The following is a 14724-nucleotide window of genomic DNA, read 5'->3' as shown; positions in this document are numbered from 1 at the left end:
CCGTTCTCCCCTGGCGGCACCCGACCGGCCGGGTGCTTCGCGGTACAGTACGCGACCATGACGACCGCAGATCAGCCCGTCCCTTAGACGCCCTCTCCGCGGAACGGCCGCGACAGCAGCCCGTCGATGGTCTCGTCCAGCCCGGCGCCGCGGTTCAGGATGGCGTCGACGGCGGCGCAGATCGGCATGTCGACGCCCAACTTCGCCGCCAGCCCGACCACCGCGGCGGCGGTATAGACGCCCTCCGCCACCGTCCGGCGCACCGCCAGGATCTCGGCCAGCGCCTTGCCTTCGCCCAGGGCCGCCCCCAGCGACATGTTGCGCGACTGCAGGCTGGAGCAGGTCAGCGTCAGGTCGCCCAGCCCCGACAGCCCCATCAGCGTCTCCGCCCGGCCGCCGAGCGCCAGCGCCAGCCGGGTGATCTCCGCCAGCCCGCGGGTGATCAGCGCCGCCCGCGCATTGTCGCCGAGCCGCCGCCCCTCGACCACGCCGCAGGCGATGGCCAGCACATTCTTCACCGCCCCGCCGATCTGCGAGCCGACGACATCGTCCGAGCGGTAGGGACGGAAGGTACGGCTGCCCAGCGCCGCGACCAGCGCCGTGCCGAGGTCATGGTCGGCACAGGCCAGCGTCACCGCCGTCGGCAGCCCGCGCGCCACCTCCGCCGCGAAGGTCGGACCGGACAGGATCGCCACCGGATTGCCGGCCGGCAGCGACGCCGCCACCGCCTCGCTCATCAGCGCGTGGCTGTCCAGCTCGATCCCCTTGGCGCAGACGACGACCGGCGCCCCCGGCTTCAGAATTGGCGCCAGCCGCGCGGTGACGCTGCGCGCATGCTGGGCCGGCGACACCAGCAGCACCGCGTCGCAGCCGCCGAGATTGGCCAGCTCGCCGGTGACCCGCAGCGCATCGGGCAGCGGCACGCCGGGAAGATAGTCGCGGTTCTCGCGGCGGATGCTCATCGCCTCCACCACCGCCGGCTCGCGCGCCCACAGCACCGTCTCCCGCCCGGCCCGCAACGCCGCCAGCGCCAATGCCGTACCCCAGGCGCCACCGCCGACGACGCCGATGCGGTTGAGGGTGGAGATGGGCAAGGCACTCATGGCAGGTCACCTACGCGGGAAGAAAAGGATAAGTGCGCGTCCATCACGCCTTCACCCCCGCACCCACGCCTGCACGCCCGATCACCGGCGCCGCGTTCGGGTCCAGCGGCCAGCGCGGACGGGGGGCGAAGTTCAGCGGGTCGCTCTCGCCCATGCGGAAGCGCTCGATCCCGGCCCAGGCGATCATCGCCGCATTGTCGGTGCACAGGCGCAGCGGTGGGGCGACGAACGGCATGCCCTGTTTTTCTGCAAGGATCGACAGCCGGCTGCGGATCGCCTTGTTGGCCGCCACGCCGCCGGCGACCACCAGGGCGCCGCCCTGCGGATGGTCCTCCTTGAAGCGGCGGATGGCACGGGCGCAACGGTCGGCCAGCACCTCCGCCACCGTCGCCTGGAAGGCGGCGGCGAGATCGTCGCGATCCGCATCCGACAGCACGCCGCCCGACAGGACGCCCAACTCCTCCACATGACGCCGCACCGCAGTCTTCAGCCCGGAGAAGGAGAAGTCGCAGCCCGGACGCCCCAGCATCGGCCGCGGCAGCTCGAAGCGCGCCGGGTCGGTGGCGCGCGCCGCCGCCTTCTCCACCAGCGGCCCGCCGGGATAGCCCAGCCCCAGCAGCTTGGCGGTCTTGTCGAACGCCTCGCCGACCGCATCGTCGATGGTGGTGCCGAGCCGGCGGTAGCGCCCAACGCCCTCGACCGCCAGAAGCTGGCAATGTCCGCCCGACACCAGCAGCAGCAGGTAGGGAAAGGCGACATTGTCGGTCAGCCGCGCGGTCAGCGCGTGGCCTTCCAGATGGTTCACCGCGACGAAGGGCAGCCCGCGCGCTGCGGCGATGGCCTTGGCGGTCATCACGCCGACGATGACGCCGCCGATCAGCCCCGGCCCGCCGGTGGCCGCCACCGCATCGAGGTCGCCGAAGCCGATCCCGGCCTCGTCCATGGCGCGGCGGATCAGCCCGTCCAGATGTTCCAGATGGGCGCGGGCGGCGATTTCCGGGACGACACCGCCATAGGGCGTGTGGTCGTCCAGCTGCGACAGCACGACGTCGGCGCGGATTTCGCGCGCGTCGGTGACGATTGCGGCGGCCGTCTCGTCGCAGCTCGTTTCGATTCCAAGAACGATCATGGCGCCAAATTAGCCGCCTTGGCGGTCCGGGTACAGGATGGAGTTGCGGGCGGCCCGGCACCCACCCACGCGCATGAAATTTGATCCGCCTCAATCTTATGTATGAGGAGCCGACGAATCCTTGCAAAGCTGCGCGGATCCCCTAGAACACGCCCTATGACGACCCACCCGCTCCGTATCGGGACGCGCGGCAGCCCGCTGGCGCTGGCGCAGGCCCATGAAACCCGCGACCGCCTGATCGCTGCCCATCCGCATCTCGCCGCGCCCGGCGCCATCGAGATCGTCGTCTTCAAGACCACCGGCGACCGCATCCTCGACCGCACCCTGGCGGAAGCGGGCGGCAAGGGCCTGTTCACCAAGGAACTGGAGGAGGCGCTGTTCGACGGCCGCGCCGACCTTGCCGTCCATTCGATGAAGGACGTGCCGACCCAGCTTCCCGACGGGCTGGAGATCGCCACCCTGCTGCCGCGCGAGGATCCGCGCGACGCCTTCTTCTCGCGCACCGGCTGTGGGCTGGCCGATCTGCCGCCGGGCGCGGTGGTCGGCACCGCCGGCCTGCGCCGCCAGGCCCAGGTCCTGGAACTTCGTCCCGACCTGACGATCTTCCCGCTGCGCGGCAACGTGCAGACCCGCCTGTCCAAGCTGGACGCCGGCGAGGTCGACGCCACCCTGCTGGCGCTGGCCGGCCTGCGCCGCCTCGGCCTGACCGACCGCATCACCGCGGTGCTGGAACCGGAAACCATGCTGCCGGCGGTGGCCCAGGGCGCCATCGGCATCGAGATCCGCAGCGACGACGACGCCACCCGCGCCCTGCTGGCTCCGCTGAACTGCGATGAGACCATGGTCCGCGTCACGGCGGAGCGCGCTCTGCTGGCCGCGCTGGACGGCTCCTGCCGCACGCCCATCGCGGCGTTGGCGATGCTGGACGGCGACGGGCTGCATCTGCGCGCCAAGGTGCTGTCGCATGACGGCAGCATCATCTTCCGGACCGAGCGCCGCGGACGGCCGGACGAGGCCGAGTCGCTCGGCAGCGATGCCGGCACCGAGATCCGGGCGCAGCTGCCGCCCGATTTCTTCGTCGCCGCCCCCCACTGATCCCCCGCTCCGGTCAGGTTTTCCGCATGACGGAAAAGCAGCCCGAACCGCCCCGCCGCCCCCGTACGCGCCTGCTGGTGACCCGTCCGGCGGAGGATGCCGAGCCGCTGGTCCGCCGGCTGGAGGCGCTCGGCCATGCGGTGGCGGTGGAGCCGATGCTGTCGATGGTCTGGCTCGACGGGCCGGAACCCGACCTATCGGACGTACAGGCGCTGCTGTTCACCAGCGCAAACGGCGTACGCGCCTACGCCAAACGTACGAGCCGGCGTGACCGTCCGGTGCAAGCCGTCGGGGACGCCACGGCGCGGGCGGCGCGGGCGGCCGGCTTCGCCGACGTCGACAGTGCGTCGGGCGACGTGTACGCGCTGGCCGAGCGGGTGCGCTCGCTGCGCGATCCGTCCGCCGGGACGCTCCTGCATGTGGCGGGAAGCAAGGTAGCGGGCGACCTTGCCGGCCTGCTGGGGGCGGCCGGTTTCACGCTGCGGCGCAGCGTGATGTACGATGCCGTACCCGCGCTAACCCTCTCGGAGGATACCGCGACATTTTTGCGTACGTCCGCACTCGACGGCGTGTTGTTTTTCTCTCCCCGTACCGCAACATCCTTTGTTAGGCTGCTGGCCGAGGCGGGGCTGGTCGACTGTTGTCGTACGGTCGATGCGTTCTGCCTCAGCCCCGCGGTCGCGGAGGCTGCCCGTGCGTACGGCGGACAGGGAGAGATGCCGTGGCGAAGCGTACGGGTGGCGGCTCGGCCGGAGCAGGACTCCCTGCTCGATCTGTTGCCGGTCGCCGGGTAACCCCGGCGCGGTCCGGCCGTACGGCTTACGCCTCCGGTGCTTCCGGATGGTCGGCTCAGCCGTACGGGGGACGAGGGGGACCGGTCAGGGGGCTGTGACGTTACAACGAACAACAGCGAACCGAAGGTACAGCCCATGACCTCTCGTCCAGGCTCCGAACGCCCCGGCACCGACCGTGACGGCGACGGCGCCAACACCGGCAATGCGGCGGTCGACCGCATCGTCGAACGTTTCGGCGGCATCCGCCCGATGGCCCACAAGCTGGACACCCCGGTGACGACGGTCCAGGGCTGGAAGAAGCGCGGCGCCATCCCGCTCGCCCGCCATGCCGACCTGCGCGCCGCCGCCGCCAAGCACCGCATCAAGCTGGACGACGCCGACCTGGACGCGGCGACCCCCAGCGAGGACCGTCCGGCGGATGCCTCCGCGGCCGCCGTCATCATCCCGCCCGCTACCACGATCGACGTGGTTCCGGTGGTCGAGCCGATCCCGGCCGCCTCCCCGGCCGACACCATTCCCGGCACCATCTCCGACGCCGACACCCCGGCCCCCAGCGCGACCGCCGGTGCGGTGACTGAGCTGCAATCCGCCGACGCCCTGATCCCACCGGCAACGCCCATCGGCGCCACCGACAGCCTGGGCGACCTGCCGAAGAGCGACGCGGAGAAGGCCGAAGACACGAAGACGGATTCCATCAAGTCGGGCGGGACGAAGACGACCTCTTCGACCACCAGCTGGACGCCGTCCGGCAGCACCGGCAGCGCGGGCTACAGCCGCAGCGCCGATGCCGAGCCGGTGCGTCCGACCATCGCCCCCACCCCGTCCTATATCGAGGAGCCGCGTTCCGGCGGCGGTTTCGCCACCGCGCTCTCGGTCGTGGCCCTGCTGGTCGGCGCCGCCGCCCTGTCGGAGCCCTGGTGGGGTCCGGCCCTGCCCGGCTGGCCGGCAGCCCCGCCGCCCGCCGCCTCCGGCGCCGCGCCCGCGCCGGCCGACCCGGCGCTGCGCTCGCAGATCCAGCAGCTGGCCGACCGCCTCGGCAAGCTGGAGCAGCGTCCGGCCGCCGCCGGCAACGGCAGCGCCAGCGTCGACGTCTCCGCGCTGACCCAGCGGATCGATGCGCTGGAGAAGCGCCCGGCCGCCACCCCGGACACCGGCGCCGCCGCCAGCGCCGCCGATGCCCAGAAGGCGCTGGCCGACCGCCTCGCCGCCCTGGAGCAGAAGGTCACCGCCGCTTCCGGCAACGCCCAGGCCGCGCAGGAGCTGCGTGGTGAGGTCGACTCGCTGAAGCAGCAGGTCACCAGCGTCAATCAGGCCGTCAGCGAGCGGCAGGACGCCGCCACCGCCGCCCAGGCGCTGGTGCTGGCCGCCGGTCAGCTGCGCGCCTCCCTGTCGGGCGGGCAGCCGTTTCAGCAGGATCTCCAGGCGGTCCGCGCGCTCAACATCGCCGATGCCGGCGTGACCCAGCCGCTCGACGCCGTGGCGCCCTATGCCGCCAAGGGCATCCCGACCCGCGCCCAGCTGACCGACCGCTTCCAGCCGCTGGCCGGCGAGATCGTCCGCGCTGAAATCCGCGGCGAGGGCAACAGCTGGATCGACTCGGCGGTCGGCAAGCTGTCCACCCTGGTCACCGTGCGCCGTGAGGGCGGTGGGGTTGTCGGCACCACCGCCGACGCCGTCGTCGCCCGCGCCGAGGCCGCTCTCTCCGCCGGCAACCTGGCCAAGGCGGTGGAGGAGCTGTCGACCCTCCAGGGTCCGGCCGCCCAGACCGCCGCTCCGTGGCTGGCCGACGCCAAGGCGCGCGTGGCCGCCGATCAGGCCGCACGCCAGCTGAACGACCGCGCCATCGCCCTGATGACCACCGCCGCCGGCGGGAAGGGGACGGCCCAATGATCCGCGCCCTCTGGTTCCTTCTGAAGGTCGCGGTGGTCATCGCCGCCGCGATCTGGCTTGCCGACCGTCCCGGCACCGTCAGCGTCCATTGGCTGGGCTACGCCGTCGAGGCACCCTTCTGGGTCGCCCTGCTGGTCACGCTGGCGGCGCTGGGCATCGCGGCGCTGGGCTACCGCCTGCTGCGTGGCGTCATCCGCACGCCGCAGCGGCTGCGCCGCCACAGCCGGGCCCGCCGCCGCGAGCGCGGCTACCGCGCCCTGACCCAGGGCATGGTCGCCATCGCCGCCGGCGACGCGCCGACGGCGCGCAAGATGGCGCGCAAGGCCGACGGCCTGCTGAACGAGCCGCCGCTGACCATGCTGCTGTCGGCCCAGGCCGCCCAGCTGCAGGGCGACGAGCGCGCCGCCCGCCAGTATTTCGAAGCGATGCTGGAACGGCCGGAAACCGCCTTCCTCGGCATGCGCGGGCTGCTGACTCAGGCGATCAAGTCGGGCGACCGGGTGGAGGCTCTGAACCTCGCCCGCAAGGCGCGCGGGCTCCAGCCCAACACGCCTTGGCTGCTCAGCACGCTCTATGACCTGGAGGCGCAGGCCGGCGACTGGGCTGCGGCCGAGGGCACCCTGCAACAGGCGATCCAGAGCGGGGCCATCCCGACCGAGGAGGGCCGCCGCCACCGCGCCGTCCTGCTGCTGGAGCGCAGCTTCGAGGCGGAGCGCCGCGGCCGTGCCGACGCCGCCCTGTCGCACGCCCAGGCGGCGCACGACATGATGCCGGGCTTCGCCCCCGCCGCCGTGCGGCTGGCCCGCCTCCAGGTCGCCGCCGACCGGCTGAAGCCAGCCGCCAAGGTGGTCGAGCGGGCGTGGCGCCACGCGCCGCATCCGGAACTGGCCGACATCTACCGGACCATCGTGTCCAGCTATGACGCGCTGACCCGTGTCCGCCTGTTCCAGAAGCTGGTGCGTCAGGCCCCCGATTCGGCCGAGTCCCACCTCGCCGTCGCCCAGGCCGCCATCGAGGCCCAGCTGTGGGGCGAGGCGCGCCAGCACCTGAACCGCGCCATGGAGATCGGCCCGACCCGCCGCACCTACCGCCTGATGGCCGAGCTGGACCGCGGCGAGCGCCATGACGAGGAGGCGGCGAAGGACTGGCTGGCCCAGGCCGCCGCGCCGGAGGATCCGGTGTGGACCTGCGGCTCCTGCGGAGCGGTCAGCCACAATTGGGGTGGCCTGTGCGGCCATTGCGGCGCCTTCGACAGCCTGACCTGGAAGACCCCGACGGTGGCCGTCCCGGTGATGGAACCGACCGACATCCCCCCGGCGCTGGCCCGTCCGGCGACCGCGTAAGGGATCGTTGCAGAGCACGAGAAAAAGCGCCCTTCCCCACCGGGAAGGGCGCTTTTTCTTTATGGGACAGACGCAGGCGTCGGCGGTCTCCCGTCCACCGCGCCTGCGATCTCCCCACCGAGCATCGCAGCCCTACCGCATCCCCTCCGGACCGACGCGGTCCAGCGGCAACTCCTTCATCGCCAGCAGGCGGTCCAGCAGACGACCGCCCGCCGGTGGGGCCGCGGCCCGGGCAGCACCGGCGATGCCGGCGGTCTCGGCGACCGGTGCGGCACTCTCCAGCCGGGTGTTGTCGATGCGGTACTCGCCGCCCGACAGGCTGTTGACGAGCTGCTCCTTCGGCGACGGGCCGGCCACCACATTGCCGTCGGCGACATTGCCGTGCATCCGCCCGGCCTGTCCGGCGCTGGGCACCCATTCCAGCCGCAGGAAGCGGTCCTTGCCGTCGTTCATCACCGTGATGTTGTCGGCCACCCGGTTGTTGTCGCCGCCATGCAGGAAGATCGCCGCCATCCCGGTGTTCTCCAGCAGATTGCCCTGCACCGTCACGCCGCTGGTCATGTCGTCGAGATAGATGCCGAACCCCTTGTAGCGGGCCAGCCAGCGCCCCTGCGCATCGGTGGCGAGCCCACCGGTGTCGCGGATGTCGTTGAAGCGGACGACGCTGCGGGTGTCGTTGCCGCTGCGGCCCAGCATCTCGATGGCGCCGGCGTCGGCGGTCTGGCGCGCGGTGTCGCGGATGCGGTTGAACTCGATGGTGTTGTCGCTGTTCACCGTCTGCGGGTTCCAGTTCTTGATCGAGATGCCGTAGCGGGCAGACCGCCGGATGTCGTTGTGGGCGATCAGCGTGTTGCGGATGCCGGCGCCCATCACCCCGCCGCTGAAGAAGCGCACCTCGCCGATGTCGCTGATGCGGTTGGCGAGGATGCGGTTGTCGCTGCTGCCGGGCGCCAGCACCACGCCGGAGCGGCCGAGATGCTCCATCCGGTTGCCCGACACCTCGGTCCGGCTGGCGCCGTCCAGCATCACCGCGGTGCCGACCAGGGCGAAGCGGTTGCCGGCGACCCGTGCCCCGCTGCCGCCCTTCACCACCACCGCGTTGCCGTCCCACGGCACGTCGGTGAAGGTCAGCCCCTCGACCGACACGTTGCGGGCATTGTCCAGCCGCAGCAGCACCGGCTGCCGCGCCACCACCAGATCCGCCCCGGCGGCGTTCAACCCGGTCGGCGGCTTGACCAGCAGGCGCTTCGCCCTGGCGTCCCAGGCGAATTCGCCCGGCCGCGTCAGGAAATCGGGATGGCCGAGCAACCGCACGGTCGAACCGTCGCGGTACGGATACTGCCCGTCGCCGTCGAAGCTCAGCAGCCCGCCGGGGTCGGCCGACACCACCCCCAGCAAATCGTCGGACAGACGTTCGCGGTCCAGCGCCTGCGCCCGCACCCCCGGCCCAGACCAGCCGGCCTTCAGCAGGCCGGGAGGCAGCCGCATCTGCCGCTTGCTCCCCTGGCTCTTGGGATCGGACTGCACAGCCTTGGCCGGGAACCAGCCGCTGCGCGGATCGCCGGGCGTGAAATCGCCGCCGCGTGCCGCGTCCAGGCGCTGCCCGCCGATGGACACGTCCAGCGCCGGATCGCGGGCCAGCGGCGCCGACAGCACGCCGTTGGCCGTCTGCGCGCCACCGACCGCCTCGCCCCCCGACAGCACCGGCTGCTCGCCGTCCACCGCGGCCAGCCGCAGCCCCGGCAGCGACGCATCCACCACCAGCGGGGCGGTCAGCCGATAGGTGCCGCCGTGCAGCCGCACGGTCGCCGGCCCGCTTCCCTTGGCGGCGGCCAGCGCACGGGCCGGCGTGGCGAACGGACCGTCGCGCCCGTCGGCCGACGGTTGGGCAAGGCGCCCCGACCAGCGGTCGTTGCCGGTGGGCGAGACGTAGAAGGTCGTCTCATTGGAACTGGTCTGTGCCGCCATCGCCGGCCCCCATCCGGCGGCGGTCAGCAGAAACGCGGACGTCAGCAGAACCCGAGGCAGGATTTGGGCCGCTCCACTCCGAAGACGAGGTTGGGAACGGAACATGGGAGAACCTCCTCAAAGACAGCGGCAGATGCCGCCGAAGGGGGGAGACTGACCCAGGCCAACCGCACCGGCAAAAGCGCGAAGGGGGTGTGCGGGTGCGAAGGGGCCACGCCCTCTGCACACCTGCCCGACCGGGACGGGACGTATAGGCTGGCTTTTCATCCTAGCCTGACCGGCCGGTCGTACCCGTTTGCCTGCGGAGCGCCCGTCTGTCCAGGCGGAGCCTACAACCGGGGACGGTTTGCCGATGATCGAAATGGCGCTGATCGCGCAGGTCCTGGTGCTGGTGCTGGTGACCGCGGTGTACCTCAGCTCCGGCAGCGCGTCGATGTTCCATCCGCTGACGCTGTACCTGATCTTCCACACCCTGGTCTTCGTCATGCGACCGATCCTGGTCCATACCCAGCATTTCGACGATGTCTGGCTGTTCATGGGATTCTGGCCGAGCGAGCAGCAGTTCGTCATGACGCTGGTGGTCAGTTCGGTGGCGTTGATCGCTTTTTCCGCCGCCTGCATCTGGGCGGGTCTGGTCCGGCCCGACTGGACCCCGAACGGCGAGCCGGCGCCGGCCTTCACCTTCGACCGCGTCGACATCGTCGCCTTCCTGACCACCGCGGCGCTGCTGGGTCCGCTCGCCATCTATTCGGCGGTCCAGCGCCAGGGCGGCGCCAGCTTCGACGGCACCGGCGACGTGCAGATGGAGCGCGACCCGCTGACCGGCCAGCCGATCTACACCAACACCACCGGCTACATCGCGGAGGCCCATTCGATGGGCCTGCCGCTGACGCTGGGGCTGATCTGGGTCTGCCGCTTCCACCCGCTGTCCTTCATCCCCTTCGCCGGCTTCGTCGCCTACCGCGCCTATCTGGGCTGGGGCCGCTGGGCCATCATCATGGGCATCCTGGGTCTGGTGCTGCTGATGCTGTACCGCAGCCGCACCAAATGGTTCCGGCTGTGGCATGTGCTGGCGGCCATCCCGGTGATGGGGCTGTTCACCGTGCTGGGCAACAACCGCGACGCCTTCCGCGACGTGCTGGCCGGCGACGCGCCCGCCTCCGTCCTGCTGAAGTTCAACGGCGGCAGCGGCAGCGGCCGGGCGCTCGACGCGCTGGCCGGCCAGGATCTCGCCAACTTCGACTTCCTCGCCTACATCCTGTGGGTGGTGCCGAAGCAATCTGCGACCTACACTTGGTTCACCCAGTATCTGCAGCTGTTCACCGAACCGATCCCCCGCCTGCTGTGGCCGGGAAAGCCGGTGGGCGCGCCGGTGAAGTGGGTGGATCTGAACGACTACGGCGTCTTCTACAACCTGACCACCTCGCTGCCGGGCGACGGCTGGATGAGCGCCGGCTGGATCGGCATGATCGTCACCATGGTGGTGGTCGGCCTGATCCTCGGCCGCCTGCACCGCTGGTTCTGGACCAGCGGATTCCGCAACCGCTATGCCGTGCTGTTCTATTGCGCCTTCCTGCCGCTGTGCCTGCAATGGTTCCGCGACGGCAACATCACCATCGTGAAGTTCGGCTTCTTCTCGCTGCTGCCGATCCTGCTGTGGATCGGGCTGACCCGCGCGCTCCGCGCCTGGGGCATCCTGGACGACGACCCGCTTCGCCCGGTGGTGGCACCGCCCAATTACGTCGGAAGGAGGCCGTCATGACGCTGAGCGTCAGCGCCGTCATCGCCACCTACAACCGCGGGCCGGAGCTGCGCATCGCGCTGACCCGGCTGATGAACCAGACCACCCCGCCGATGGAGATCATCGTCATCGACGACGGCTCCAGCGACGGCACCGGCGCCATGATGCGGGCGGAGTTCCCCACCGTCCGCTACGTCCGCCAGCCGCACAATAGCGGGCTGATCCTGGCCCGCAACTTCGGTTTCGTGAACACCACCGGCGACTGCATCCTGTCTGTCGACGACGACAGCTGGTTCGAGGATCCGGACGGGCTCGCCCGCTGCGTCGCCTATCTGGAGGAGAATCCGGAGGTCGCCGCCGTCGCCTGCAACATCGAGACGCGCGACGGGCTGGTCTATTTTCCCAAGGGCGCCGCTCCGTTCGACGTGCCCTGGTATGTCGGCTGCGGCCATCTGCTGCGGCGCAGCGCCGTGGAGCAGGTCGGTCTCTACATGCCGGAGCTCTACCGCCAGGGCGAGGAGAAGGACCGCTGCCTGCGGCTGGTCGGCGCCGGCTACCGCGTCGTCGCCTTGCCCGACGTCATGGTCTACCACGACAAGAGCGAGAAGGGCCGCAAGCCGGGGATGGAGCGCTTCTACAACCACCGCAACGACCTGATCCGCGAGGTGGCGCGCTGCCCGTCGTCGTTGATGGCGTGGCGGCTGGCGCGCAGCTGGGCCGGCAACAGCTGGAAGAACCTGCGCAACGGCCCACGCCTGACCGATCTGAAGGTGCTGCTGGCCCTGCCGGAGATCGTCCGCATCGGGCGGAAGCACCGGGCGCCGGTCAGTGTGGAGGCCTATAATCGCTGGCTGCAACTGGCGAAGACCGCGGCCCCGGCCAGCGCTGCCCCACTGGAAAGAAAATCTGCGGACAAGCCCGTCAGCCGGGCTGCATCCCGCCCAGTTGCAGCAGAACGGCCCAGCCCAGCACGATCAGATTGACGGTCAGCGTCATCGCCATGCCCGGCGCCCGCGCGAAGGGATGCACCAGATACCCCGCCCAGAACAGCAGCCGCCCCAGCACGAACAGGCCGGTCGCCACCACCGCCGCTCCCAGCGAGGGCTGCGGCAGGGTGGCGACCAGGGCTGCCAGAGCCGGGACGAAGATGGCGGACTGTTCCACGCTGTTGGCCAGCACCCGCTGGCAGACGCGTTGGCCGCGCGACTCGGGATCCTCGATCGGGTTGAAGGCCTGGCTGCGGCCGCGCATCGCCATCACGCCGGCGACCATGCCGAACAGCAGCAGCGCCGGCCACAGAGCCAGCCGGGCCCACAGCGCCATCCGCGCGCCGGGCGCGTTCAGCCCCATCGGCGGCGCCACCAGCGACAGCAGCAGGACGAACAGCAGCGCCGTCACCACCACCGACGCCCCGTTCAGCATCAAAGCACCGCGGAGCAGGGATTTGCGCCGGCGGGAGGCGCTGTGTTGAAGGCTGCTGTCGGACATGCGCGCGGGGCTCCGTCAAAGGGCGGCGATTCGACAAAGCGCCTGCCCCTTCCCATCTGGAAAAGACGGCGCTCTGTCCTTTCGACCAATAACGGCCCAGCCCGTGATTTGGATCAAGGCCCGGACGCCGCCTCCGGTGTCCCCTGGCGGTGTGACCTAGGGGCGACCGCAATGGGCGGAGATGTTGTCAGTCACTCTTTTCGCTACCATGTTGTAACCATCTGCTTCACCATGTGGGTGAACGCGGGGATCTCGATGGTGGAGGGCCTATGATGGATCTCGTTCTGCTGGGTGGTGCGGTGGCGACGGCTGCGGCGTTGGCCGGTCTGATCGCCACGATGCCGACGCCCAAACCGATTCCGATCCGCGTCCGCGACCGGCGCCGCCAGCGGCGCTGACGTCACCGGCCCCCCGACCCCGGTCGGGGATCGGCGGACCGGCTCATTCTGAGGCAATCTCTGAGGCAATCAGCGATCCAGATCGCGGATCGCGCGGTTCAGCTCGAATTCCTTCGAGGCGACGTAGGCTTCCATCCCAACGATCCGCTTCTCCATGTCGCGGAAGCGCTGGGTCAGGCCCGCGAGCGAGCGGTCGGGCTTGGTCGACACCGTCCGCCAGAACGCCTCTTCCTCGGCATCGCGGTACAGCTGCGGCGGACGCACCGGCAGCACGATCAGCGCGATGACATAGGCGATCACCAGCGGCACCGAAAAGAAGAACAGGGCGACCAGCATCGCCAGCCGGACGACGCCCGGCTGCATCCCGAAGTAATCGGCGATGCCCGTGCACACCCCGCCCAGCACCCCGCGCTGCGGGTCGCGGTAGAGCCGGTGCGGATTCGGCGAGTCGTAAGGGGACGCGCGGTCCATGACTCCTCCCAAATATTGAATGAAACTGCCTGAAAAGGCGCGCTACAGCCGGCGAACCACCGTCACAGCTTGTTGCGCCAGTTCGGCGCCTCGGCGTCCAGCACGCGTTCCAGCGCATGGACGCGAGTCTCCAGCCGGTTGGAGATTTCCCACAGTTCGGCCAGAAGCCGTTCGTCCTGCGCGGACAGCCCGCGCTGCGAGCGCCATTTGGTGATGTAGTGGAAGACGATCCAGACCGGCGCCACCACCACCAGGAACAGCACCGCAAGGACGAAACCCAGGAACCCCATGGTCGTCGGGCCTTCTTATTGTCGTGAGGGGAGTGGGTGGGGCGTCACCGCCCCACCCCGGCGGCCGGGTCCGATCCGCCGTCAGCCGTTGCGGCGGGCGGCGACACGGGCCTTCAGCGCGGCCAGATCCTCCTCGACCTTCTGGCTCGCCTCAAGTTCGGCGATCTCCTCGGTCAGGCTCTTGGTGCGGCCGATGTCGTAGGACTCGACGCGGCCCTCCAGCTCGTCCAGGTTGCGCTCGACCTGCTCGAAGCGCGACAGCGCCTCGTTGATGCGCTCGTCATGCAGAGCGCCGCGCACCTTGACGCGGTTGGCCGCGGTCTGGGTGCGGGCCACCAGCGCCTTCTCGCGGGCCTTGGCGTCGGCCAGCTTGGCCTGCAGGCGGCCGATGTCCTCGTTGGCCTTGGACAGGGCCGCTTCGACCTGCACCAGCTGTTCGGTCAGCGTGTCGGCCTGCTCGGCGACCTTCGACTTGGCCATCAGGGCGCCCTTGGCGAGATCCTCGCGGCCGGCGGTCAGTGCCACCTCGGCCTTGCGGTCCCACTCGTCGCGCTCGCGGCGGAGATCGGCGACGCGGCGTTCGATCTCCTTCTTCTCCGCGATGATCTTGACGGTGGAGGAGCGCACCTCGACCAGCGTGTCTTCCATCTCCTGGATGATCAGGCGGATCAGCTTCTCCGGCTCCTCGGCGCGGTCGAGCAGGGAGTTGAGGTTCGACTGCACGATGTCGGTCAGGCGCGAAAAGATGCTCATGATAGGTGTCCCGTCAATCAGCCGAGGATGGCGCCGGCGACGATGCCGGCGAAGAAGAACAGCCAGCTTTCGGCCGGCCGGGTGGCGAGATAGTTGCGCACGCGGCGCGCCAGCGGGCGCCCCTGCGACGCGGTGAAGCGGTCACCGCCGTAGCGGCGGCGGAAATCGCTGAAGTCGCTCATGGATGACCTCCTTGCCATGACAGAGCTATCGCAACCGCCGTGCCAGTTCGGCCGAAAAGGCTCCAACCCGTTGGAACGC

The 14724-nt window shown here is 70.4% G+C and carries 15 protein-coding genes; 7 read left to right on the top strand and 8 right to left on the bottom strand.

What is annotated here, in order from left to right:
- Nucleotides 1–83 precede the first annotated feature (83 nt).
- Together TSH64_RS12785 and tsaD are read right to left on the bottom strand one after the other, a co-directional pair.
- On the bottom strand, nucleotides 84–1103 hold the full coding sequence (locus TSH64_RS12785; protein ID WP_109445424.1) for an NAD(P)H-dependent glycerol-3-phosphate dehydrogenase: 1020 nt from the start codon (nucleotides 1101–1103) through the stop codon (nucleotides 84–86).
- A 43-nt stretch (nucleotides 1104–1146) separates the two neighbouring features.
- Nucleotides 1147–2232 (bottom strand): tRNA (adenosine(37)-N6)-threonylcarbamoyltransferase complex transferase subunit TsaD, encoded by a 1086-nt coding sequence (gene tsaD, locus TSH64_RS12780; RefSeq protein WP_109445423.1) that lies wholly within the window; start codon nucleotides 2230–2232, stop codon nucleotides 1147–1149.
- A 156-nt stretch (nucleotides 2233–2388) separates the two neighbouring features.
- Here tsaD and hemC point away from each other — a divergent pair, with 156 nt between their 5' ends.
- The 4 genes from hemC (at nucleotide 2389) to TSH64_RS12760 (ending at nucleotide 7354) form a co-directional block, all read left to right on the top strand.
- On the top strand, nucleotides 2389–3327 hold the full coding sequence (hemC, locus tag TSH64_RS12775; protein WP_109445422.1) for a hydroxymethylbilane synthase: 939 nt from the start codon (nucleotides 2389–2391) through the stop codon (nucleotides 3325–3327).
- 26 nt (nucleotides 3328–3353) lie between these two features.
- Nucleotides 3354–4121, top strand: a complete 768-nt coding sequence (locus TSH64_RS12770; protein WP_109445421.1) for a uroporphyrinogen-III synthase — start codon at nucleotides 3354–3356, stop codon at nucleotides 4119–4121.
- A 135-nt stretch (nucleotides 4122–4256) separates the two neighbouring features.
- Nucleotides 4257–6011, top strand: coding sequence for a mitofilin family membrane protein (locus tag TSH64_RS12765; protein WP_109445420.1), 1755 nt, complete (start codon nucleotides 4257–4259; stop codon nucleotides 6009–6011).
- The gene (locus TSH64_RS12760; protein ID WP_109445419.1) at nucleotides 6008–7354 is read left to right on the top strand and encodes a heme biosynthesis HemY N-terminal domain-containing protein; all 1347 of its coding nucleotides are present in this window, start codon (nucleotides 6008–6010) and stop codon (nucleotides 7352–7354) included. The genes TSH64_RS12765 and TSH64_RS12760 overlap by 4 nt, the downstream gene beginning before the upstream one ends.
- A 132-nt stretch (nucleotides 7355–7486) precedes the next feature.
- Here the strand turns inward: TSH64_RS12760 and TSH64_RS12755 are convergent, their stop codons facing one another.
- Entirely contained in the window at nucleotides 7487–9322 is a 1836-nt protein-coding gene (locus tag TSH64_RS12755) for a right-handed parallel beta-helix repeat-containing protein (protein WP_247872912.1), read from the bottom strand.
- Between the two features lie 352 nt (nucleotides 9323–9674).
- On the opposite strand from TSH64_RS12755, the gene TSH64_RS12750 reads away from it, so the two are divergent.
- Together TSH64_RS12750 and TSH64_RS12745 are read left to right on the top strand one after the other, a co-directional pair.
- On the top strand, nucleotides 9675–11084 hold the full coding sequence (locus TSH64_RS12750) for an O-antigen polymerase (RefSeq protein ID WP_109051990.1): 1410 nt from the start codon (nucleotides 9675–9677) through the stop codon (nucleotides 11082–11084).
- Nucleotides 11081–12046, top strand: coding sequence for a glycosyltransferase family A protein (locus TSH64_RS12745; protein WP_109445417.1), 966 nt, complete (start codon nucleotides 11081–11083; stop codon nucleotides 12044–12046). The genes TSH64_RS12750 and TSH64_RS12745 overlap by 4 nt, the downstream gene beginning before the upstream one ends.
- On the opposite strand, the gene TSH64_RS12740 is transcribed toward TSH64_RS12745, so the two are convergent.
- Nucleotides 11985–12551, bottom strand: coding sequence for an MAPEG family protein (locus TSH64_RS12740; RefSeq protein WP_109445416.1), 567 nt, complete (start codon nucleotides 12549–12551; stop codon nucleotides 11985–11987). The genes TSH64_RS12745 and TSH64_RS12740 overlap by 62 nt on opposite strands.
- 269 nt (nucleotides 12552–12820) lie before the next feature.
- Here TSH64_RS12740 and TSH64_RS36620 point away from each other — a divergent pair, with 269 nt between their 5' ends.
- On the top strand, nucleotides 12821–12949 hold the full coding sequence (locus tag TSH64_RS36620; protein WP_256379242.1) for a hypothetical protein: 129 nt from the start codon (nucleotides 12821–12823) through the stop codon (nucleotides 12947–12949).
- 69 nt (nucleotides 12950–13018) lie between these two features.
- Here the strand turns inward: TSH64_RS36620 and pspC are convergent, their stop codons facing one another.
- The 4 genes from pspC to TSH64_RS35845 form a co-directional block, all read right to left on the bottom strand.
- Nucleotides 13019–13420, bottom strand: a complete 402-nt coding sequence (pspC, locus tag TSH64_RS12735; protein WP_109445415.1) for an envelope stress response membrane protein PspC — start codon at nucleotides 13418–13420, stop codon at nucleotides 13019–13021.
- 62 nt (nucleotides 13421–13482) lie between these two features.
- On the bottom strand, nucleotides 13483–13710 hold the full coding sequence (gene pspB / locus TSH64_RS12730) for an envelope stress response membrane protein PspB (protein WP_109051986.1): 228 nt from the start codon (nucleotides 13708–13710) through the stop codon (nucleotides 13483–13485).
- Nucleotides 13711–13791: 81 nt separating this feature from the next.
- Complete coding sequence (pspA, locus tag TSH64_RS12725) at nucleotides 13792–14463, bottom strand: phage shock protein PspA (protein ID WP_109445414.1); 672 nt, start codon at nucleotides 14461–14463, stop codon at nucleotides 13792–13794.
- Between the two features lie 17 nt (nucleotides 14464–14480).
- Entirely contained in the window at nucleotides 14481–14645 is a 165-nt protein-coding gene (locus TSH64_RS35845; RefSeq protein WP_199237550.1) for a hypothetical protein, read from the bottom strand.
- Nucleotides 14646–14724 lie beyond the last annotated feature (79 nt).

It is taken from the genome of Azospirillum sp. TSH64, assembly GCF_003116035.1.
Taxonomy (GTDB): domain Bacteria; phylum Pseudomonadota; class Alphaproteobacteria; order Azospirillales; family Azospirillaceae; genus Azospirillum.
This window is presented reverse-complemented; position numbering and strand designations above follow the sequence as displayed.